19 protein-coding genes are annotated in these 23,250 nt (G+C 54.0%); all 19 read left to right on the plus strand.

Features of this window, described 5'->3' with window-relative positions; translation table 11 throughout:
* Window positions 1-87: 87 nt before the first annotated feature.
* Window positions 88-1,212, plus strand: a complete 1,125-nt coding sequence (locus D5269_RS10855; protein ID WP_120483756.1) for a Gfo/Idh/MocA family oxidoreductase — start codon at window positions 88-90, stop codon at window positions 1,210-1,212.
* 380 nt (window positions 1,213-1,592) lie between these two features.
* Window positions 1,593-2,546 (plus strand): HPr(Ser) kinase/phosphatase, encoded by a 954-nt coding sequence (gene hprK / locus D5269_RS10860; RefSeq protein WP_120483757.1) that lies wholly within the window; start codon window positions 1,593-1,595, stop codon window positions 2,544-2,546.
* A gap of 21 nt (window positions 2,547-2,567) precedes the next feature.
* Window positions 2,568-3,311: a phosphatase gene (locus tag D5269_RS10865; RefSeq protein ID WP_016315289.1), complete on the plus strand. Its 744-nt coding sequence runs from the start codon at window positions 2,568-2,570 to the stop codon at window positions 3,309-3,311.
* Window positions 3,312-3,321: 10 nt separating this feature from the next.
* Window positions 3,322-4,287, plus strand: a complete 966-nt coding sequence (locus D5269_RS10870; protein ID WP_016315290.1) for an ROK family protein — start codon at window positions 3,322-3,324, stop codon at window positions 4,285-4,287.
* A gap of 11 nt (window positions 4,288-4,298) precedes the next feature.
* A complete protein-coding gene (gene murB, locus D5269_RS10875; protein ID WP_022788245.1) occupies window positions 4,299-5,213 on the plus strand; it encodes a UDP-N-acetylmuramate dehydrogenase in 915 nt (304 codons plus the stop codon).
* A 78-nt stretch (window positions 5,214-5,291) separates the two neighbouring features.
* Entirely contained in the window at window positions 5,292-6,203 is a 912-nt protein-coding gene (rapZ, locus tag D5269_RS10880; RefSeq protein ID WP_016315292.1) for an RNase adapter RapZ, read from the plus strand.
* The gene (gene whiA / locus D5269_RS10885; RefSeq protein WP_120483758.1) at window positions 6,175-7,095 is read left to right on the plus strand and encodes a DNA-binding protein WhiA; all 921 of its coding nucleotides are present in this window, start codon (window positions 6,175-6,177) and stop codon (window positions 7,093-7,095) included. The genes rapZ and whiA overlap by 29 nt, the downstream gene beginning before the upstream one ends.
* A gap of 38 nt (window positions 7,096-7,133) precedes the next feature.
* Window positions 7,134-7,460 carry a putative heavy metal-binding protein gene (locus tag D5269_RS10890; RefSeq protein WP_016315294.1) on the plus strand — a complete coding sequence of 109 codons (327 nt, stop codon included), beginning with the start codon at window positions 7,134-7,136 and terminating at the stop codon, window positions 7,458-7,460.
* A gap of 154 nt (window positions 7,461-7,614) precedes the next feature.
* The gene (locus D5269_RS10895; protein WP_016315295.1) at window positions 7,615-8,148 is read left to right on the plus strand and encodes a hypothetical protein; all 534 of its coding nucleotides are present in this window, start codon (window positions 7,615-7,617) and stop codon (window positions 8,146-8,148) included.
* Between the two features lie 319 nt (window positions 8,149-8,467).
* Window positions 8,468-11,965, plus strand: a complete 3,498-nt coding sequence (locus D5269_RS10900; protein WP_120483759.1) for a DNA polymerase III subunit alpha — start codon at window positions 8,468-8,470, stop codon at window positions 11,963-11,965.
* Window positions 11,966-11,988: 23 nt separating this feature from the next.
* Window positions 11,989-13,539, plus strand: coding sequence for a GGDEF domain-containing protein (locus tag D5269_RS10905; protein WP_120483760.1), 1,551 nt, complete (start codon window positions 11,989-11,991; stop codon window positions 13,537-13,539).
* A 185-nt stretch (window positions 13,540-13,724) separates the two neighbouring features.
* Complete coding sequence (gene pfkA / locus D5269_RS10910) at window positions 13,725-14,711, plus strand: 6-phosphofructokinase (RefSeq protein WP_120483761.1); 987 nt, start codon at window positions 13,725-13,727, stop codon at window positions 14,709-14,711.
* A 281-nt stretch (window positions 14,712-14,992) separates the two neighbouring features.
* Window positions 14,993-16,423, plus strand: coding sequence for a transglutaminase-like domain-containing protein (locus tag D5269_RS10915; protein ID WP_120483762.1), 1,431 nt, complete (start codon window positions 14,993-14,995; stop codon window positions 16,421-16,423).
* Between the two features lie 187 nt (window positions 16,424-16,610).
* A complete protein-coding gene (locus D5269_RS10920) occupies window positions 16,611-17,336 on the plus strand; it encodes a hypothetical protein (RefSeq protein ID WP_120483763.1) in 726 nt (241 codons plus the stop codon).
* Window positions 17,337-17,668: 332 nt separating this feature from the next.
* Window positions 17,669-19,078: an MBOAT family O-acyltransferase gene (locus tag D5269_RS10925; RefSeq protein WP_016315301.1), complete on the plus strand. Its 1,410-nt coding sequence runs from the start codon at window positions 17,669-17,671 to the stop codon at window positions 19,076-19,078.
* Window positions 19,079-19,090: 12 nt separating this feature from the next.
* A complete protein-coding gene (locus D5269_RS10930; RefSeq protein ID WP_016315302.1) occupies window positions 19,091-20,815 on the plus strand; it encodes a DHHW family protein in 1,725 nt (574 codons plus the stop codon).
* Window positions 20,808-21,851: a hypothetical protein gene (locus D5269_RS10935; protein WP_120483765.1), complete on the plus strand. Its 1,044-nt coding sequence runs from the start codon at window positions 20,808-20,810 to the stop codon at window positions 21,849-21,851. The genes D5269_RS10930 and D5269_RS10935 overlap by 8 nt, the downstream gene beginning before the upstream one ends.
* 324 nt (window positions 21,852-22,175) lie before the next feature.
* On the plus strand, window positions 22,176-22,943 hold the full coding sequence (locus tag D5269_RS10940; protein WP_120483766.1) for an ABC transporter permease: 768 nt from the start codon (window positions 22,176-22,178) through the stop codon (window positions 22,941-22,943).
* A 14-nt stretch (window positions 22,944-22,957) separates the two neighbouring features.
* Window positions 22,958-23,250 (plus strand): ATP-binding cassette domain-containing protein (locus D5269_RS10945; RefSeq protein WP_120483767.1); only part of this gene is annotated, 293 nt, incomplete at its 3' end.

A 23,250-nucleotide genomic window follows, 5' to 3' on the forward strand; every position in this document is an offset into this window, starting at 1 on the left:
GGCTTTTGCGGGAGAAAACAAGTCCTTTTTATCAGAGATAAAAAACAGGGTTCGACGCCTGTCTGAACCGAAAGGGGGGGAACGATTATGCTGAAGCTCGGATTTGCCGGGATTGGCATGATTGCAAAAAAATATATCGGACTGATCTGCCAGGGGCAGGTCCCCGGTGTAGAGGTCACCGCATTGTGCAGCCGCAGCCTGGAGAATATCCAGGAAGCAGTCCGCTCCTGTGGGCTGACCAATGCCGCAGTTTTTACCGATTACAGTGAACTGCTCCGTTCGGGTGCGGCAGACGCGGTGGTAGTCTGCACGCCGAATGGGCAGCATCCGCCGATGACGCAGGCCGCACTCGAGGCGGGTCTGCATGTGCTGACCGAAAAGCCGGCCGGCATCTGGATGGATGAAGTTGACCGGGCAGTCGCGGCGCTCGAACAGCGTCCGGAGCTGGTGGGCGGCGTGATGTATAACCGCCGGATGTCCCAAGCCTACCGCAAGGTCAAGTCGCTCATTCAGGAGGGTTTTCTCGGCGAGCTGGTGCGCGCAACCTGGCTGATTACCACCCTTTACCGCCCAAACGCTTACTATGCGTCGGGCGCGTGGCGCGGAAGCTGGCAGGGGGAGGGCGGCGGACTGCTGATGACGCAGGTATCCCACCAGCTCGATCTCCTTCAATGGCTCTGCGGGATGCCGGTTTCGGTTCTGGCACGTTGTGGGACGGTCAACCGTCCGATCGAGGTGGAAAACGAAGCGGAACTGCTCCTGACCTTCGCAAATGGGGCACATGGACAGTTTATCGCGTCCGGACATGAGCAGCCCGGCACCGACCGCCTTGAAATTTGCGGGACCAAAGGCAGAATCGTGGTCACCGACGGCAGGGAAGTCGAGATCTGCCGTCTCGCACAGGAAGAGCGGGCGTTTACCATTTCCTGTACCCAGCCGTTTGGGGAAATTCCCAGCACTGTTGAGCGGCTTTCATTCGATGACGGGACGAACGAAATTCAGCAGGCAGCTGCGCTCGCTAACTTTGCGGAGGCGGTCGCAGGGCGGTCCCCCATTATGTGCAGCCTACAGGAAGGGGTGCGGTCTCTCCAGATGATCCAAGCGGCCTATCTTTCTCACTGGAACCGGTCGGAGATGGCGATACCAGCCGATCCCAAAGCGTTTCCGGCTGCACTGGAGGAACGCGGGTTTGGCCGTTCCCGATCAATCTGAAGTTTGGAAAATCCCAAAACAGACGAGAACCCAGCAGGCAGCCCATATTGACGAACTTCTCGAAAAATGCAGAAAGCCGGCATCACCCGATGCTGCGCAGGCGATTGTCATAGCTGTTTCCCTGAGCCACCGCCAAAGGCGGTGGCTTTCCTTTTTTTCTTGACACTTTAGAAAAAAAGGGAGAAGGAACGGCGGAAGTTTGGCAAAATAATTGGGCGGTGTCCAAAATATTGATTGAAAGATGAGCGGTTTTGCGCTATAATATGCCCAGAAGAATCTATACAGAAGCAAAATGCATTTGCAGCCGTGTTTCAAGGTCAACTGGGAAATGAAGCAAACACGCGTCAATGGAAAACATAAAAAACGAGGATGGTGTATAGGTGGCTACAAAATTTATCGTCCCTCTGCAAAAACTCATCAAGATTTTTAATCTTGAGGTGCTGTACCTTCCGAAGGAAGCTGGAGATATCTCGATTTCTTCCCCCGAAATCGACCGTCCTGGCCTGCCGTTGAGCGGCTTTTTCGATTATTTTGACAACCAGCGGATACAGATTATGGGGAAAAGCGAGCTGGCATTTCTCGAGCAGTTTGATGAAGCGGAGCGTGCCCGGCGGATCGACAACTATTTTGCCAACAAGCCGCCCGCAGTGGTAATCACCCGCAATCTGGACTTCCCACCCCGCATCCGGGATGCTGCGGAGAAAAATGAGGTCGCGCTGCTGCGCACCTCGGAGGGTACTTCATCCTTCCTCGCAGCCCTGATCGCGGAACTGAACGTCGAGCTTGCGCCGCGGGTTACCCGGCATGGGGTGCTGGTCGAAGTATACGGCGAAGGAATCCTGCTGATGGGGGAGAGCGGGGTCGGAAAGAGCGAAGCCGCGATCGAGCTGGTCAAGCGCGGGCACCGGTTGATCGCTGATGATGCGGTCGAGCTGCGGCGGGTCTCCAACAAATCCATCGTCGGTTCCTCGCCTGAAAATATCCGCCACTTTATGGAGCTGCGCGGGGTCGGGATTATCAATGCGCGCCGTCTGTTCGGCATCGGCGCAGTCAAGATGACCGAAAAGATCAATATGCTGGTCCAGCTCGAACCGTGGGATGCGAGCAAGGTCTACGACCGCATGGGCATGAACGACGAATACACTGATGTGCTCGGCATTCAAATCCCATCGCTCACCATCCCGGTGAAGCCGGGGCGGAATATCGCAATCATCATTGAGGTAGCTGCGATGAACAACCGTCAGAAACGGATGGGCTACAATGCCGCGCAGGAGCTGCTCGAAAAGCTCGGCATGGTGGAACCGGACGGTGGCTCCGACTGGAGCTCGTTCTGATAGAGAAAGGAGGCGGCCGCTGTGGAGGTTGTTGCGGAAACTCATTGCCATACCTGCGCGTGTGACCATGCATTCAGTACCCTGTACGAAAATGTACGTTATGCCGCCGCAATCGGGATGCCATTCCTCTGCATCACCGAGCATGCCCCGGCGATGACCGACGGGCCGCATGAATGGTTTTTCCGGAATCTGCCCAAGGTGGTTCCCGAGCGGCTGGATGGGGTGGTGGTACTCAGAGGTGCAGAGGCGAATATTATGGATTATGATGGAGGGCTGGACCTCTCTGCCCGCTCATTGGAACAGCTGGACTGGGTAATCGCATCCTACCACACGGTCTGTATCCAGCCGTCCACTGTGGAGGACCACACGCGCGGTTGGCTGGCCATAGCGGAAAACCCGCTGGTGGATGTGATCGGGCACTGTGGGGACGCGCGCTATCCGTTCGACATGGATACAGTGATGCGGGCATTTGCCCGGAACGGCAAGATTGTCGAGATCAACGCGCACTCGTTTTCCGCCCGGCCTGGTTCCCGGGAGCGCTGCCGGGAGGTCGCACTGGCCTGCAAGCGTCAGGGTGTGCGGATTGTTTGCAGTTCGGATGCGCATTTTTTTACCGAGATCGGGCAGGTCGGCCCGGCGCTCGAGATGCTTCGGGAGATTGCTTTTCCCGAAGAGCTGGTCTTGAACACTGATTACGACCGGTTCCTCGCGGTTGCGCGGGAAAAATCCGGCAGAAGGCTCATAGAAACAGAATCGGAAAGATGAGGTGCAAAGGATGAAATACTACGTTGGAATTGATCTCGGAGGGACCAATATTGCCACCGGCGTTGTGGATGAAAACTACCAGATCATTGGGCGCGGCCACGCCAAAACCAAGGTATTCCACCCGGCGGAGGAGATAGCGGACGATATGATCGCAACCGCACATCAGGCGATTGCGGATGCGGGGATCACCCTCGAGCAGGTCGAATGGGTAGGGGTGGGGTCGCCCGGCACCGCCAATCCGGAAACGGGGATGATCGGGCTGGCCAATAACTTAGGCTTTCACGATGTGCCGCTCAAAAAAATCCTCTCCGAGCGGATCGACAAGCCGATTCATATCGAGAATGACGCGAATGCAGCTGCCTATGGCGAACTGATGGCAGGCGCAGCCAAGGGCCTGCGCTCGATGGTGATGGTCACGCTTGGGACCGGCGTGGGCGGCGGCATTGTGATCGATGGCAGGATCTTTTCCGGCTTCAACTACAAAGGTGGCGAACTGGGGCATGTCGGCTTGGTCAAGGATGGGGTGCCCTGTACCTGCGGGCGGCGTGGATGTATCGAATCCTACTGCTCCGCGACCGCGCTTATCCGAATCACCCGGGAGGCGATGCAGCTCGACCTGACATCCAAAATGTGGGAGATCACCGGCGGAAGCCTTGATCCGGTCAACGGGCGCACAGCGTTTGACGCGATGCGGATGGGGGATAAAGCGGGCGCCGCAGTGGTCGATCAGTACATCGACAACATCGCCAACGCGATCTCGGGCATCATCAGCCTGATCCAGCCGGAAGCTCTGGTGATCGGCGGCGGCATCTGCAAGGAAGGAGAGCCGTTCTTCGCACCGATCCGGGAGCGCACCTATCCGCAGACGTTCAACCATGACCCGAACAACTGTGCGGCGATCCTACAGGCCAAACTGGGCAACGACGCGGGGATCATCGGCGCGGCGCTTTTAGGCAAACAATTTCAGCATATTTAATGGGGGACTGCATGGGTAATCTTTCTGCGCTTCGAGCGTTTTGCGATGCGATTGGCTGTCCGGCGTTTGAGAACGAGCCGATGGCGGCGCATACAACTTTAAAAATCGGCGGGCCAGCCGGGCTCTTCCTGCGTCCTGCGGACAGTGCGGTCGCAGGGCAGGTGATCTCCAGAGCGGCGGAACTGGGCGTCCCGCTGGCCTATATCGGAAAAGGCTCCAATTTGTTGGTCTCGGATGCGGGAATACGCGGTGCGGTGCTCTCACTTGATGAACGTCAGGCACACCCGCACATCTCCCCGGATGATCCGGAAGTGGTGGTCTGCCCTGCCGGGGCCAGCCTGACCGCGCTTTGTGTTTTTGCCTGGCGCAGCGGCCTTTCGGGGCTTGAGTTCGCCTACGGAATCCCCGGAAGCGTGGGCGGGGCAGTTTGCATGAACGCGGGCGCTTACGGCGGGGAGATGGCGGACGTTCTGCAAAAGGTGGTCTATCTGGATGCGCTGGGCGCCCCGCATGAACGGGAGGACCTCGCGCTCGGCTACCGGCGGAGCTGGTTCACGGGCCATCCCGAACTGCTGGTGGCCGAAGGGGTGTTCCGCCTGAAAAAAGGGGACCCGGAGGAGATTCATGCCCGGATGGAGGACTATATGGACCGCCGCAGGGCAAAACAGCCGCTCGAATACCCGAGTGCAGGCAGTACCTTCAAGCGTCCGGAGGGGGCATATGCCTCCGCGCTGATTGACCAGTGTGGTCTGAAGGGGCGGCGGGTTGGCGGAGCGATGGTCAGCGAGAAACATGCCGGCTTCCTAATTAACTATGAGAACGCGACCTGTGCGGATATGTCTGCACTGATCGAACTGGTGCAGTGCGAGGTGAGGGAAAAGACCGGCTTTTCTCTGGAATGTGAAGTAAAACAGATGGGATTCTAGGGCTTGTTTTGTGAGTTCGCGGTGCCGGGCCGGCAGTGCCCCGGCATCCGGAGCAGGAAGGCTGGAGGGGGATGCCTTATGGAATTTGTCATTATTACCGGTATGTCGGGCGCGGGGAAATCCCAGGCAGTGGCGGCGCTGGAGGACATCGGCTACTATTGCGTGGATAACCTGCCGCCGAGGCTGCTCAGGTCGTTTGCCGGGCTGTGCATGCAGGCGGAAAATCAGACGGACAAGGTTGCTATCGTGATGGATGTCCGCAGCCGGGAGGTATTTGGAGATATTTTCGAAGGGGTTTCCCAGCTCCTGGACGACAGGCGTTCGGCGCGGATTTTATTCCTGGACTGCGAGGATTCAGTCCTGATCCGGCGATATAAGGAGACCCGCCGCAGCCATCCTCTAATGGGCAGAGACCGTATTTCGATCGAACAGGCGCTGTCGGCGGAGCGCCCTTTGCTCGAACGAATCCGCGAGAGCGCCGATTATGTGATCGACACCACTTATCTTTCTGCAAAACAGCTCAGGGAAAGGGTGGTGGGCATCTTCCTCGACGACAAAAATCAGGCGATGCTGGTCAACTGTATGTCATTCGGGTTTAAATACGGGCTGCCCCGGGAAGCGGACCTGGTCTTTGATGTGCGCTGCCTGCCCAACCCGTTTTATCTCCCTGAGCTGAAGTACCATACCGGTCTGGAGGCGCCAGTGCGGGAGTATGTCCTGAAATGGGAGCAGACACAAAACCTGATCCCCAAGCTATTCGACCTCGTGGACTATCTGCTGCCGCTCTACCGGGATGAGGGAAAAACGCAGCTCACAGTTGCGGTGGGATGCACCGGCGGGAAACACCGTTCGGTGGTATTCGCGCAGCTTCTGGGGGAACATTTGCAGGAGGAAAAGGTATGGTATCAGATCAGTCACCGTGACATTGAAAAAGATACCAGAAAAGACAAGGAGCAGGGAGATGTCGTTTGCGCACCGGATCAAAAGTGAGATATGCAGCAACAGGCCGTTTCGCCAGCGCCGCCAGAGGGCGATGGCCTGCGGCCTTCTGTCGTTCGGAGGGCGGTTCGATCGGGATGCTATCTCGATCCATACCGAGCATCGGAAGGTTGCGCGGCTCTACGCGGACAGCATCACCGACCTGGTTGGGATAAGCGGGAGCATCACTGTACAGGAGATCAGGCGCGGGGATCGCAGGAGCATTTTTGCAGTAAAGGTTGACAGTTCTGCCGATCGGGCCGCGGTGCTTTTGGCATTTGGGCGGGATGCCGACTTGGAGGTCTGGCCGGTTCCGGATTCTCCTGACGAGATACCGGCATTTTTGAGCGGGGCGTTTCTCGCCTGCGGGGGGATTTCTGACCCGGAAAAGAGCTATCATCTGGAGTTTGCGACCCAAAGGAAGGAGCTTTGCGCCCTGCTTGAACAGCTTCTTGCCGGACAGATCGCCGCACCGAAAGCGACAGTGCGGCGCAATGACTATCTGCTCTATTATAAAGAGAGCGAACAGATCGAGGACCTTTTAACCCTGATTGGCGCGCCCAGGTCTGCGCTTGAACTGATGGAAGTCAAGATCGTGAAAGACCTGCGCAACAAGGTCAACCGGGCCACCAACTGTGAGACCGCCAATATCACGAGGACAGTCAATACAGCGGTGGAGCAGATCGAGGACATCCGGCTGATCGAGCAGAGCGGTGGGATCGGGACGCTTCCCGAGGAACTTCAGGAGCTGGCGCGGCTGCGGCTTTCGGGTGCGGACCTCTCGCTGCGGCAGCTTGGGGAGCAGCTTTCACCGCCGATCTCCCGTTCGGGGGTCAATCACCGGCTCAAGCGGATTTCCGAATTTGCCGAAAATCTGCGTGCGAAAGGGCCGCAGACAGAATGAACACAGGTTCAGGTTTGGAAATGAGGAGGAATGCAGCTATGATCGTAACAACAACCAACAATATTGAAGGGAAACAGGTCGTTGAATACAAAGGCATCGTATTCGGCGAAGTGATAGCAGGTGTGGATTTCGTCAAGGATTTCGTTGCAGGGCTTTCCAATTTTTTTGGAGGGCGTTCGAACGCCTACGAAGAAGAACTGATGCGTGCGCGGGAAGCGGCCATACAGGAGCTGCAACAGCGTGCGGCTGTTTTGGGTGCGGATGCGGTGATTGGAATTGACGTGGATTATGAGGTGCTTGGGTCCAACAACGGAATGCTGATGGTGAATGTATCCGGTACAGCGGTCACTCTCAGAGACATCTGAAAAATCCATTTTGTGCCTCTTGCAGGAAGCCCGGCCCCCAGCGCGGCGGTGATGCGGAATATTGGGTAAAACTTGAACTGTGAAACAGCTTGTAAGCGATCTGGAATTAGTCCGTTTTTGACAACATGACGGATCAAACAAAGGAGGGGATCGGATGACTGTGGGAATCTTCTGCGCGGTTGCGCTGCTGTTGGCAGGGAATCTGCCGTTTTACCGCCGGGTCTCCCGGTTTTACCCGATTGTCGCGTCCGTTTCGATTTTACTTGGATTTGCGGGGGTTCTCTTTGTGCGGGCCTGCCTTGCGCAGGAGCTGCGCGATATGCAGGGAATCTATATCGAGATTATGGGCCTGCAAACCGCTGAGTCGTTTTTTAAGACATTCGCGCGATTTGAAATCGGTACAGCAGTCTATGTGGTGCTGGTCTCGGTCTTTTCCGGATGGGTGCTGATCCAGTCGGGACATGCCCAGAGGCCCCGCCGTGTGGTCGAGGCTGTTACAGTGGCATCAATGGCGCTGATGCCGGTTGCGGGAGTGGTTTACAGCCTGTTTCATCTGAGCAAGGCGTTCCATTTTTCCCGTTATCTGCTCTGCGCCGCTGCCTGTCGGATGCTTTTTCTGTTGCTTCCAATCGTTTTCTGCTGGGCGGCACAGGCGCAGATTCGCCGGATTCGGCTGCTGCGGTGGTAGCATAGAGCCGGTATACTTAGAACCCGTATTCACAACCATTCGACGCCGTCTGAGCGGGTCTTTTGCTGGCCTGCTTGCGTTGAAAGACCTTGCAATACACAAAGTATTGCCTGCGTTTTTTCGCCTTGCAGGCCAGCAAAATCCATCGCCCATCCGGCATCCCCTGATTATGAATACAGGTTCTTAAAAAGACCAGAAACAGTCTTTTGTGCCTGCGGCCAAAGGACTGTGAGGGGAGCCTGCTTTGCATCACAGCTTTTCGAGCAGGCGCCCACCACGCGAAAACAGAATGATTTCATGAAAGAGAGGGTGTTATCATATGGGTGATTTTGCGCATCTTCATGTGCATACTGAATACAGCCTGCTGGACGGGGCCTGCCGGATCGAGCGGCTGATCGAACGCGCAAAATCGCTCGGACAGAGTGCTGTGGCGATCACTGACCATGGGGTTATGTTTGGGGTGGTCGATTTCTACAAATGCGCGAAGAAAAACGGGATCAAACCGATTATCGGATGCGAGGTATATGTCGCGCCGCGCACCCGATTTGACAGGCAGCATAAGGTGGATAATGCCCCCTATCACCTGGTCCTGCTCTGCAAAAACAATACCGGCTACCAGAACCTGATTAAGATGGTGTCGTCTGGGTTTGTCGAGGGGTTCTATTCCAAACCCCGGATCGACCGCGAACTGCTCGAGCAGTACCACGAAGGGCTGATCTGCCTGTCGGCGTGTCTGGCAGGGGAGGTTCCGCGTGCGCTCGCTTCAGGTGACTACGAGCGCGCAAAGGAAACTGCAATTTACTTCCGGGACCTGTTTGGCCCGGAGAATTACTACCTGGAGCTTCAGGATCATGGCATCCCGCTCCAGCGGCAGATTTTGCCCGGTCTGCTTCAGCTTTCGAAAGAGATTGGGGTTGGGCTGGTTGCTACCAATGACGCGCATTATATCGAAAAAGAGGATGCAAAGATGCAGAACGTGCTCATCTGCATCCAGACCAATACGACCGTAGACGAACCGGGGAGCCTTGAGTTTGAAACTGAGGAATTTTACATCAAAAGCCGCGAGGAGATGGCGTACCTGTTCGGCAATTATCCCGGTGCGCTCGACAACACCCTGAAAATTGCGGAGATGTGTAACGTTGCGTTTGAGTTTGGGCACACCAGGCTGCCGCTCTTCGTTGCGCCGGCTGGGGAGGACAATGCTGCCTATTTTACCCGTCTCTGTTACGAGGGGCTGCACCGGCATTATGGGGAAACGCCCGCTCCGGAGGTCACCGAGCGGCTGGAATACGAGCTTGACATCGTCCGGAAGATGGGATATGTTGACTACTATCTGATCGTATTCGATTTTATCCACTATGCCAGGAGTATCGGGATACCGGTGGGGCCGGGGCGCGGATCGGGTGCGGGAAGCCTTGCCGCCTATTGCATCGGGATCACCAATATTGATCCAATCCGCTACAATCTGTTGTTTGAGCGGTTTCTCAACCCGGAACGGATCAGTATGCCTGACTTTGATATTGACTTCTGCTATGAACGGCGGCAGGAAGTCATAGACTATGTGGTGCGAAAGTATGGTTCCGATCATGTGGCGCAGATTATCACGTTTGGAACCATGGCGGCACGCGGTGGGATTCGGGATGTTGGACGGGCGCTCGGGATGCCCTACCAGCAGATCGATGGGATCGCCAAGCTGGTTCCGTTTGAGCTGAAAATGACTCTGGATAAAGCACTTTCGGTCTCCAAAGAGCTGAAGTTCCAGTATGACAACGATCCAAAGGTCCGGCAGCTTTTGGATATGGCACGCAAGATCGAGGGGATGCCCCGCCATGCCTCTACCCATGCAGCCGGGGTGGTCATCACCCGCGACCCGGTAGACAGTTACGTTCCGCTCTATAAGAGCGAAGAGACGATGCCGGTCACCCAGTTTACCATGACCACCCTCGAAGAGCTTGGGCTGCTCAAGATGGATTTCCTTGGACTGCGCACCCTGACAGTCATCAGCTACGCACAGCAGGAGGTCCGGAGGGAAAATCCCTCTTTTGACATTGATAATATCCCGCTCGATGATCCGGAAACATTTGCGATGCTTACCAAGGGACAGTGCGTCGGGGTGTTCCAGTTCGAATCGGCGGGGATGCGCGCGGTGATCGCCCAGCTCCGCCCAACCTCACTGGAAGACCTGATTGCGGTCATCTCTCTCTACCGTCCCGGGCCGATGGATTCAATCCCAATTTACATCCGCAACCGCCATAACCCAAGCCTAGTCACCTACAAGCACCCGCTGCTGAAACCGATCCTTGAGGTCACCTATGGATGCATCGTCTATCAGGAACAGGTCATGCAGATCTGCCGTACACTTGGCGGTTACTCCTACGGGCGTGCCGACCTCGTCCGCCGCGCCATGTCTAAAAAGAAGCACGATGTGATGGAGAAGGAACGGGAGGTATTTGTCAGCGGCGCGGAACAGAATGGGGTGCCGCGCACAGTCGGCAATCAGATTTTCGATGAGATGGCATCATTCGCCTCCTACGCATTTAACAAATCTCACGCAGCAGCCTATGCGTTTGTTGCCAACCAGACCGCCTATCTCAAGGCGCATTATCCGAAAGAATTCATGGCGGCGCTGCTGACCAGCGTGCTTGAAAATACCGACAAGGTGATCGAGTATATCAACGAATGTTCCCGCATTGGGATCAAGGTGCTTCCCCCCGATGTGAACATCTCGGGCGAAGGGTTCACAGTGGCGGGGGATTCTATTCGGTTTGGCCTGCTTGCGGTTAAAAATATCGGCCGAGGGATGATCCGTGAGCTGATTACAGAACGGCAGAACGGTAAGTTTACCGATTTCACCGATTTTTGTGAGCGGATGTATGGCAAGGATATGAACAAGCGCGCACTCGAGAGCCTGATTAAATCAGGCGCGCTCGACTGCGTATGCGGAAACCGGCGTCAGATGCTTGAGGGATACGAACCGCTGATCGACGATATTGACACCTCCAACAAAAACAATATTGCAGGGCAGATCACCCTGTTTGACGACCCAGCCCTTTCGTCGCAGAATACTTATGCGCTGCCGGAGGTGGAGGAATATGACCCCACCCGCCTGCTGGCGATGGAGAAGGAAACCACCGGGCTTTATATCAGCGGGCATCCGATGGCTCGGTTTCAGGAGATGGTCAGCAGATACCAGTGCACCTTGATTGCGGATGTGACCGCAGCGGAGGAGCGCGGAAGCGGCATCCACGACGGGAACAGCATCTATGTGGCGGCGATCGTGAACGGCAAACGGCTGAAATCCACCAGAAGCGGGGAGATGATGGCGTTTGTCCAACTCGAGGACACGAGCGGAAGCGTTGAGTTGTTGGTATTCCCAAAAGTGTTGAACAGTTATTCGTCCCATCTCAGGGAGGGGGCGGTGGTGGTTCTGCGGGCAAAGGTATCGATGCGGGAAGAAGAGGAGGCAAAACTGGTCGCTGACGTTGTCTGGTCGCCGGCGGAGTTCGAGTTGGCGATGAAGGAAGGGACCCTGAATGCCCGCCAGCCCGTTGCTTCCCCAAAAGTTCCGGCTCCCAGCAAAAACGCTGCGGTTTACCTCCGGATGCAGTGCGGCAGAGGGCCGGTTTACGACAAGGTGAAAAATCTTCTGTCGATCTTTGCGCCCGACAAGGAGGATGGGATCAAAGTTGTGTTTTATTTTGAAGAGAGCGGCACCTATAACATCGCCTCAAAGGGGCTTTGGGTGCATTACCACGCGGTGCTTGAGCGGGAACTGAAAAAACTGCTTGGCGAGAACAACGTGGTGTATAAACCATGACCGGGAAAAGGAGTTGAAGGCACATGCAGCATGGAGATAAGGGAAATGTTAACAGGATGGTCAGAAAAATCAGTCTGGGCTTGAACCTTCTGACCATCGCCGTTGGAATGTGGGCAGTATCCGAATGCTATGATTTCGGGGATTTCGAATTCGATTTTGACTGGCCGGAATCGTTTGTTGCGCTTCTGCTCTTTGCTCTGGTGCTGTTCGCCCGGGTCTGGGTATTCAACCGGGATCGGACCCGGGCGATTGCGGCAGGCTTTGCGGGCAGTTTTCTGAAAAACGGATCCCGACATCCGGATTTGCAGCCGCAGGGAATGGTGCAGGATCGGGCAAACGGCATCCGGGAAGGTTGGCCGCAGATGCTGGAGGGCTTATGCAGTTTCAGTGCATCCAGAAACTTTGAAATCAATTCTTCCAATGATGTCTTTTCTGAACTGGTAGGATATACCAAAGAAGAGCTGACGGTGAAGAAACAGACGGATTTTGCACAGCTTATCGTTCCAGAGGAGCGGGAACGGTTCAGGGAAGATGTTTTGCACATCTCTCTGGAGGGAGGAAACCGGAATACCTCCTATCATATCAACTGCAAAGACGGGCGGATAATCCTCGTTTCGGCCTATATGAAAGCGGTCAGGGATTCCAGAGGCAAGATGTGGATACAGGCAATTTTTATCCGGATCAATGAGCAGACGGACGCCTATGAGGAACTTCAGAAAAATGCCAACAGGAGCGAAATTCTGCTTTCGCAGCTGACGGACATTATCTTTGAGATCAATGTGGAAGAGGATGCGGTGACCTATTCCATGAACTGGGAGGATAAGATTGCAGCCGATATCCCGCGGAGCCGCGCTTTGGAACGGATTAAAGAAGGCGGAATCTTTCATCCGGATGATGCAGAGCTGATCGAACAGATGCTCCTGGATTGCAGGCAGGATGCGCTTTTAAGAGAACAGAAGGTGCGGCTGTATGGAAAGGATGAGCGGTATATCTGGTGTATAATGAAGCTCTGCGGAGTGAAGGACCAGTCCGGGAAGGTGGTGCAGCTGATCGGCACCATAAAGGACTGTGACAAGGAAAGCGTGGAGATGGAAGCACTGCGCCAGAAAGCTGAGATTGATGAGCTGACAGGGCTGTATAATAAATATACCATTCAGGAAAAGATTAAATCTTACCTGATTGGCAAGCGCAATTCCGAGCGTGGGCTCATGTTCATCATCGACATGGATAATTTCAAGCAGGTCAACGACACCTATGGCCACTATACCGGGGATCTTGTGCTTGAGCAGACCGGGCGCATCCTGAAAGAATTTTCCGAGCAGTATGGTGGAGATGCAGGGCGGATTGGCGGGGACGAGTTTGTCGTATTTTTGTATGCGGTTTCGGATGCAGATGAGGTCAGTACCCGGATTAATGAGCTGCGGGACATCCTGAAAATTGAGATTCCGGGTACCGATAAGCTGTTCAGCGGGAGTATCGGCGCGGCGCTGACCGAATCGGAGGACAGTTTTGAATCTGCCTATATGCGGGTGGACAGTATGCTGTATCAGGAAAAGAAACGGAGCAAGGTGTAACACGGATGAGGATCAGGACAAAGTGAACAGCTTTTTGCCGGTTTTGCAGGTGGTTTCGTAAAATGCGATAAATTTTCGTCCACTGTCTTGAAGAATGCGGGTGAATCGAGTATAATGGCGAATATAATGGTAAATGATATAAGTTTAACAAACCTTTCGATCATTTGGATGGAGGTCGTAACAAAATGGATAACAGACAGAAGACAATCGGCGTTTTGACCAGCGGCGGAGATGCACCGGGTATGAATGCAGCGGTTCGCGCGGTCGTCAGAAGTGCACTTTATAAGAAAATGCGTGTCATCGGCATCCGTAGAGGGTACAGCGGCCTGCTGGCCCGGGATATGGTTGAGATGAATCTGCGCAGCGTCTGCGATATTCTGCATCGCGGCGGTACAGTGCTCTATACCGCGCGCTGCCCGGAATTCCGTGACGATGCGGGAGTTGAGCGCGGTCGGCAGGTCTGCGAGGAAATCGGGATCAGCGGCCTGGTCGTCATCGGCGGTGACGGATCGTTCCGCGGTGCGCGCGACCTGTCGCTCAAAGGGGTTCCCTGTATTGCGCTGCCCGGCACCATCGACAACGATATTGCGTCGAGCGACGATACCATCGGTTTTGCAACCGCGATCAATACAGTCGTAGACATGGTCGATAAACTGCGTGATACCTCCCAGTCGCATGACCGTTGCTCGATCGTTGAAGTTATGGGCCGCCACTGCGGAGACATTGCCCTGCACGCCGGTATCGCCTGCGGCGCTTTGGCGATCCTTGTCCCTGAGATGCCGTTCACAATCGACGGGATTATCGAGAAGATGCAGAGAACCCTGAATACCGGCAAAAAGCATTTTATCATTATTGTTGCGGAAGGGGTCAAGGACAGCATCGGCGGGGACGTACATCAGCTGGCGCGGACACTGGAAGAGCGTACAGGCGTGGAGTCCCGCGCGACCGTTCTTGGGCATGTACAGCGCGGCGGCGTCCCGACCGCCCGTGAGCGTGTCATGGCGAGCCATATGGGTTATCGTGCGGTTGAGCTCCTCGAACAGGGGATTGGAAATCGTGTGATTGTCAGCCGTGGCGGTGAGATCGTTGATTTGGACATCCTGGAAGCGTTGAACATGAAGCGTAAGTTCGATGAGCAGCTTTATCGGATTGCTGACGCGATCTCTATTTAAAACCCGTTCCATATCTTATACAGGATGTTTTTTCCTTGCGAAAAAATACACTCCCTCGTATCTTTCCCTGTGTCTTCCCGGGACATCTGACCCGGATGAGCGGAGCTGCTGACGGTATCGCAAAGCTGTCGGCAGCTCCGTTTCCCACTTTCCAAACTTTTTATCATTTTGCAGGAAACAGATTCCGCTTGCAGTAATATGTGGAGTTTGTTACACTATATAAATAAGCCGGTAGTTTCCGGCATGGAAAATACCATCTATCTGGAAAGGAGAACGCCACAATGAACCATTTACATAAACGGGCCGCTCCGATATTGGCCGCGCTGTGTCTGGCGGGAATGGGGGTACAGGCAGCAGCCTCTCCCTTTTCTGCTTTGATGACTATTGGGGCTTCGGCGCAGAGCAGGATTCCGTCAGAGGCATTGACGCAGGTTTCACAGGCAGAGCCGCTGCCGATTCTGGAGCCAGCAGTTTCAGCACCTGCGGTGGACGGGGCAGAAGCCGCTCCGGCCGAGCCGGAGTCTGTCGGGGGATGGACCCCTTCCGGCAGTTCCGGGGAGATTTTTCGCAGGCTGAACGGCAGATGGGCGGGTTCCCTGCCGACCAAGCTGTCTTCCTCCGCCTATTATCTTGACCCAATCGAGCTGAACATCGTAGATGACGCTCAGACGCCAAAACTGTTCATCACGATCCAGTCCTATGATGCGGCCTATATGCTGCCAAATTCCTGGAAGGTTTCGAAGGAAGGGACAACCTTTACCTTCAATGAAGGGACCTGGGAAGCAACGGTGACCCTCTCGCTGGCCGAAAACGACACCAAACTGGCTGGTACAGTGGCGCAGTATGACAAGGTTTACGAATTCGAACTGTACAGGATGTCGAGCACTCCGGACATCAAGGACCAGCAGGAGCAGTATCTGTTCGAGGGGGAGCCGCCCGCAGTCTGGGCCGAACGGCTGGCGAAATACCCCAGCTTCGGGACAGGCAGCGACACAATTCCATTTACCTACGAGCTTTATGAGAAAGAGAAAATTGCTGCGCTGCTGAATGCGGCAGATTTCGCCAATACGGCTGTAAAAGGGTATAGCAGCGATGTCGCGATGATGCAGGCGCTGCTTGAGGTGTTCTGCGACCGGTTCCCGCATGACGGCGCTTCCGGGATGCCCGAACAGACCGATGTGATTTCGATTCTGAATTATGCCGATCAGGCGGAAGGGATTGAGTGTCGCGGACAGGCGGCAATGTTTTCCGCGATCCTGCGCGCATATGGAATCCCTGCCCGCGTGGTGATGTGTCTGCCCTATACAGACCCCTGCGAGGACTGCCATGTAATCGTGCACGCGTGGTCGAGCGATCTGGGGCAGTGGGTGATGATCGACCCAACCTACCGGCTGATGCTTCGGGATCAGAACGGGAGCTACTTAAGTATTCCGCAGGTGCGGGATGCGCTGGTCAGCGGGCAGGTTCTGGTTGCCAACGAGACCGCCGGACATAACCGTGCCCCCTTCTCAATGGAATACTACCGCGCCTATATGACCAAGAATATGTTCCGTTTTTCCAGCCGCACCAATGCTTGCTTCGAAGGGGATAATGCCGCAGGAAACCAGGATCGTCTGCTTGTGCCACTGAACTATCAGGTGCAGTATCCATGGTCGCGCCCTGAGATTGTCACCACCAATGCGGATGCCTTCTGGGCCGCACCAATCCTTTGAATTGGCTGAAACAGGCGCCGGATAAAGACGATCCTGTGTCTCCGCCATCTCAATCCTGCTCATTTGGGAAATGGCAAAAAGCCTTTTGTGGAAGTGAATAAAAAATGCCCCGTCTTTTGTAGCTTTTGAAGATGGAATTCATAAAAAATACTGTTACAATAGAAATAAAACAAAAGGAGGGATTGGGATGCGTGCAAGATATCGGGTTCTTTCGGCTTTTCTGACAGTCGTTATGGCTTTTTTGGCTTTAGGCTGCGGCTATGTGGAGCACAACAGCTTGGTAAAAGCGGATGCGTCTGACTTATTGAGTTCCAAGGACAGACGGCCATTTGAGCAGGTCTACGAAGAATATCTGCTTATGATGGAGCAATCTCCGCAGATGCTGATTTCCTGCCCGTTTTGCGGTGGAAGCGGCAGGTCGGATACAGAGTGCAAAAGCTGCAATGGAAGTGGCTACAAAACAGATCCCAATATTACAATGTTTGCAGCGTTCTTTCCATGCCGGGAGTGCGCAGGAGATGGCTATCCAAAATGTTCTGAATGTTTTCTTGGAAGTTACATGGACCCAGACTATCAGCTGAAAAGAGAGGAATGGGGCAAGCAGAGACGGGCGCTCCTAAATGAAATGGGCTACTCGGATGCGGAGATTGACGCGATGGATCGGGCGCGGGCAAAAGCATATTTGCAGGCACATAAGCAGATGTCTTCCGAGTTTGAGGGTGTTTTTCAGCCGTCAGATTTGGCAGATGCTCCTAGTGGATGCAACGTCTGTAGTGGAATTGGGACCTGCCCTACCTGCTATGGGGATGGCCTGATGGAAAATCCCTATCTGGGCGGGAAGCTACAGGATTGTGCAAACTGTCGCAGCAACAAAGGAAAATGCTGGAACTGTAATGGTACTGGCAAAAAATAACCGGCGATCCTGATAGTGGGGCGCGCATCTGAAAAAGATGCGCGTTCTGCTTTATCTCCCGCGGCATATCCTTTGGGTAAGAGAACCGGATATTTCATGGGCAGGCTGGAGCGGCGGGAGGGGGCGGATTTCAAAAAGGAAAAAATTCGGGGAAGAAATTACAGAAAAGTGCTTTATTATTTTGGGAGAAATGTGTATAATAAGGTCTGGTTGGTGCGATGCGGATGGTAAGATTGGAAAGTTTTGCGTTCAAGGCTTGTAGTTTTGTGCCATACGCATTATAATAGAGTCTAGAGCGCTTTTGCGTGTTTTTTACATTAAGGAGTTTGCGCATGGTTTTTGCCAATCTGTTGTTTATTTATCTGTTCCTGCCGCTCAATCTGCTGTTTTATTTTCTTTCGAAACAGATCGCTTACCGCAATGCGGTGATGATCTGCTTTTCGTTCCTTTTCTATGCGTGGGGGGAACCAGTCTGGGTACTGCTTCTGCTGACTTCGGCAATGTTCGACTATATGCATGGGCGGCTGATCGGAAGGTTTCGAGGCGGGTGGATCGCACGTGCTGCGCTCTGTTCCTCGCTTCTCATCAACCTCGGTTTGCTCTGCACCTTCAAATACAGCGGATTCCTGGTGGAAAATCTCAATGCTCTGCTGCATACCTCGTTTACGCCTCCGGCTTTTGCACTGCCAATTGGCATTTCCTTCTATACCTTCCAGACGATCTCCTATGTGGTGGACGTCTACCGTGGAGAGGTCGAGCCGCAGAGGAACCCGGCGTATTATCTGCTCTATCTTTCGATGTACCATCAGCTGGTCGCAGGGCCGGTCATCCGATATGCGGATGTTGCCCGCGAGATCCGCAGCCGGTCGGTCACTCTGGTAACCTTTTCAGAGGGCATGACCCGGTTTGTATTCGGTCTGGCAAAAAAGGTCCTGATTGCAAACGTTGCGGGCAAGCTCTCGGGCAATTTCTTTGACAGCGATTTTTCCCAGCTTACAGTGGGTGGGGCATGGTTTGGTGCATTGCTCTATACCTTGCAAATTTACTACGATTTTTCCGGTTACTCGGATATGGCGATCGGACTTGGCCGGATGTTCGGATTCCATTATAAAGAGAACTTCAACTACCCGTACATTTCAAAATCGGTGACCGAGTTCTGGCGCAGATGGCATATCTCGCTTTCGAGTTTTTTTCGCGATTACGTCTATATTCCGCTGGGAGGAAACCGGGTCCACCCAATTCGCAATCTGCTGATTACCTGGTTCCTCACCGGGCTTTGGCATGGGGCAAGCTGGAATTTTATCCTGTGGGGAGTCTATTACGGACTGTTTATCCTGTGCGAGCGGCTGTTCCTCGGGAAGTGGCTTGAGAAGCTGCCGAAATGTGTTGGACATATCTATCTGCTGATCGTGGCAGTTACCGGCTGGGTGATCTTCTATTTTACAGACACCTCGCGGCTGGGACGTTACCTTTCGATCATGTTTGGTTTGGAAGGGCACAGACTGTGGGACAGCCATGTCCATCTCAGCATTTTGAATAATATCTTCTGGGTAGCATTGGCGGTATTCTTCTGTATGCCAATTGTCAAGATGCTCAAACGGTTTGTCTCCGAGCGGCTTCCGGTCGGAAACATGCGGGTGCTGCTCTGTGGTCAGACGTTTATCAATTTTGCACTGCTTGTGGTCTGCACCGCTCAACTGGTTGGGCAGAGTTACAATCCATTTTTGTATTACAGATTCTGACGGGGGAAAACAATGAGAAAAAAGAACAAAGCAAAACAGTTCCGGTATTCTCCGGGCAGCGGAAATACCGGGAAGAAGGAGAGTCCAGAAAGGAAAAAGGCAACCGTAAAACCCGCCCGCCCGACTGCCGAAGAGGAGATCGAGCGCTATTATGAACTGGTGCATCTCAAGGTGCCGGGTAAAAGCCTGAGCCGGATTTCTGCGTTTAACATCATGGTGCTATGCGGAATGTTGGCAGCTTTCTGCGTCGGTTCGTTTGCGATGGAAAAGCCGGTTTTTTCACAGATTGAGAAGCGCGACCTGGCCAAGATGCCGGAATTTTCAGCATCCAGCCTGTTCAAAGGCTCGCTGACCCGCGACATCGAAACCTATTTTGCAGATACGTTTCCGTTTCGTGAGTGGCTGGTGACCCTGTCGGCAGTGGTGGATGAAAGCCGCGGAATCCGGATGGATGATGTGCGGATCGTGCAGCCGCCCGGGGGAGAGGTGCAGGATATCCCAGCGGATGCGTCCCTGCCTGAGAACAAGAATCCGACACCGCCTCCATCCGGGAACAGCCTCCCAGCGGTTTCTCCGGATGGCAGTTCGTCTGAGGACAGTTCCTCTGAGGCTTCCTCCTCGCAGGCATTCACACTGGAGCCGCTGGAGGACGATGGGGAACCGACGACGGTCAGCAACGGCATCTTTGTCTATAAGGGGATGGCGATGTCGCTGTTCGGCACCAGCTATTCCAACGGGGAATGGTATGCGGAGGTACTCAACACCTATCACCGCGAGCTTCCTACGGTGCAGATTTACAATATGATTATCCCGACAGCGAGCGAATTCTATATCCCGAAGAAATATGCGGATATGTCTGCGTCCCAGAAGGATGCAATCGACCATATTTACAGCAAGGAGGATGCGTCGATCAAGAAGGTGGATGCATGGTCCAAGCTGGCAGAGAACCGGGATAAATACCTTTATTTCCGTACCGACCATCACTGGACCGGTCTGGGGGCATATTACGCATATACTGCATTCTGCGAGCAGGCAGGCTTAGAGCCGATCCGCCTGGAGGACTGTGAAACCCGCCGCCTGGACAATTTTATCGGCACGATGTATGCCCAGACGCAGGACAGCACCCTGCTGCAAACTCCGGATTATGTGGATTATTACATTTTCCCGCAGGAGTACGAAGCGGTACGGTATGACCGTGGGGACCCCTACACTGCAAAAGAGCATTCCCTGTGGGGGGAGTATGCGGTCAGCCCGAACTGCTATTCGGTTTTCCTGCATGGAGATTTCCCGCTGATCAAAGCTACCACCAACATCAAAAATGGCCGCAAAATCCTTGTGGTGAAGGAGTCATTCGGCAATGCATTTGCGCCGTTCCTTATCAACCACTATGAGGAGGTCTATGTGGTGGATCAGCGGTATTTCGAGTTCCCGCTGGTCGATTTCATCAAGCAGAACGGCATCAACGAGCTGGTCTTTGCAAACAATAGCTTCGCAGTTTTTACGCCTTATCACATCCGCTGCATCGACGGGCTGCGCCACCTGGCGCTCTATCCGCTGCCTGCGCCTGTTCCGGCGGAGCCGGACCCGCAGGAGGAGGCAGAAGAACCGGTCGAGTCTTCTGAGCCGGAGGAACCAGTGGTTGACGCGATGGTCTATCAGCCGGACCCCGAACCTGATCCGGAACCTCCCAAGCAGCCGCCCAAGAGGGTTAAGCGGATGCCGCCGCGGGATGATTAGCCGCAGGTTGATCGCCATGGCTGTGGGGCTGGCGGTGGCTCTCTGTGGATGCGGGCAGCAGATGCATAGTCCCACGCTGCTTTCCTCCCCAGCGCAGACCCACACGTTGATTTTGCAGGTAAACCGGAACCTGAGTCGGAATGTTTTGGTATGCGTTGACGAATTCGCTGATGCGGTCGAGCAGATGAGCGGGGGTGCGCTGACCGTCGACGTGCAGCTCGGCTATCCAAATGACACGACGGTCAGCCGGGAAGAAGCGGACATGGTTTTGCTGAACAATGCGCAGATTGCCCGCGCAGACCGGTTATTTGCGATGTTTTCCCTGCCGTTCCTGTTCGATAACGGCCACCACATGACCAGTGCGCTCAACTCGGAAGAGGTTAGGCAGATTTTGGAACAGCGGCTCAGTGAAAAGGGAATCTTTCCAATGGTCGCATTCTATAATGGGAGCAGCCATTTGGTCACAGGAGGGCAGGAATTGCGCACAGCGACAGACTTTCGCGGAGTGACTGCGGCGATGTCTGTGGGGAGTGCGGATGAATCCGCTGTTTTTCAGGCATTGGGAGTGCGGGTCCTGCCTTACACCAGTGCGTTGCGGTTGGGGGAGCGGGTGGAACTGCCCGCCGAGGATGGAAAATCCGAATCGGTGTCAGTCAGCGCGATCGAGGTGACCCTCGACCAGGTTTTGAGCTTGGAACATTCGTCCGGACGGGTGCGGTTCATCAACAGCTACCACAGAATGGAGCCGCTCTGGCTTTTTATGAGCAGTCAGAGTTTCGGCCAGCTCACCAGTTGGGAACAGGCGGTGCTGTTGGAGAGCTGTGCAGGTCTGACTGCCGGGATGGAAGAAAGGCGTTCTGTCCGGGAAGCCGGCCTGCGAGAGCAAATCCGGGCTAGGGAGATTCCTGAAGTGGACGTTGAACGTCTGGCGATCGCCGGGGTGCTCTATGGAAAAAACGGACAGGGTACCGATCTTTATACCCCGCCTGATTATTTTGATCCGCGTGTTTACCAATTGGTCCAACGATTTGAATAGTGGAAAACGTCCTGCTGGATATTTTGTTCAGCAGGACGTTATGCTGAAGAGGGGCTTTTTGATCTATTTTCTATAGAACAGATTTCTGTGAAAAACAGGTTCCACTACTTGTCATTTCACAGTTTTTATGATATAATATCCCATAGTCTTGCCAAAGGTTTATTTTAAGCAATAATGAAACAAATTTTTTATTCTGTATCTATTCGGAGGGGTAAGAGAGATTTGTTCAAAGAAGGCCCATCTCTCAAAGTTTGGGATCATTAATTTAATGGATATGGACAGGCTACAGAAACAACAAAATAATCCAGAAAGGAAACGACAAACATGCTGCAGAGGCTAAAACAGCACCAGTTTTTGTTCGGGGAACTGGTCAAACGGGACTTCGCGAAAAAATACAAGAGGACGATCCTGGGGATGGCGTGGAGTATCCTGTCCCCGCTGATGAACCTGCTGATTATGTGGCTGGTGTTCAGCAACCTGTTCGGCAACAATGTCAACCATTATGTGATCTATCTGTTCGCCGGACAGCTGGTGTTTTCGTATTTCACGGATGCGACTAATCTAGGAATGACTTCGCTGGTGGGAAACGCGGGAATCTTCACTAAGGTGAACATACCAAAGTATCTGTTTCTATTTTCTCAGAACGTGTCGTCGCTCATCAACTTCGGGCTGACCCTGTTGATCTTTTTTGCGTTTACAGCCTTTGACGGAATCCCGTTCACCTGGAAGTTTTTTTTGCTGGTCTATCCGGTGGTGTGTATGATTGTGTTCAACCTGGGGGTGGGCCTGATCCTGTCGGCACTGTTCGTGTTCTTCCGGGACATGCAGTATCTGTGGGGCATCTTGACCCAGCTGTTAATGTGGTTATCTGCCATCTTCTATACGATCGATGTCTACAGCGAAACTGCCCAGCTCCTGTTTCTGGCGAACCCGATCTATCTGTATATCCGCTATTTCCGGAAGATCGTGATTGATGGAGCGATCCCGTCGCTGGGATTTCATCTGCTGGCGGCGGCGTATGCGCTGGGAGCCTTTGCGGTGGGGGCTTACATGTACAAAAAGTACAACCATGAGTTCCTGTATTATGTTTGAGTAGAGGGTTTGCGATGAAAACAATGTTGAAAGCGGAGCATGTGTCGATCAGCTATAAGATCGGAGATTTCAAGGATATTGGATTGAAGGAATGGACGATGCGGCATCTGAAGCATCAGTACCATGTGGAAACGTTTATGGCGGTGGAAGATGTCTCGTTTGAGCTGAAAAAGGGGGATATGCTGGGGATCATCGGGACGAACGGCGCGGGAAAATCGACGCTGCTCAAGGCGGTCATTGGGGTGATGGAGCCGAGATCGGGGAAGATTGAACGGAATGGGAATATTTCTGCGCTGCTGGAACTGGC

The sequence above is a fragment of the Anaerotruncus sp. 1XD42-93 genome (assembly GCF_009917605.1).
Lineage (GTDB): Bacteria > Bacillota > Clostridia > Oscillospirales > Ruminococcaceae > Anaerotruncus.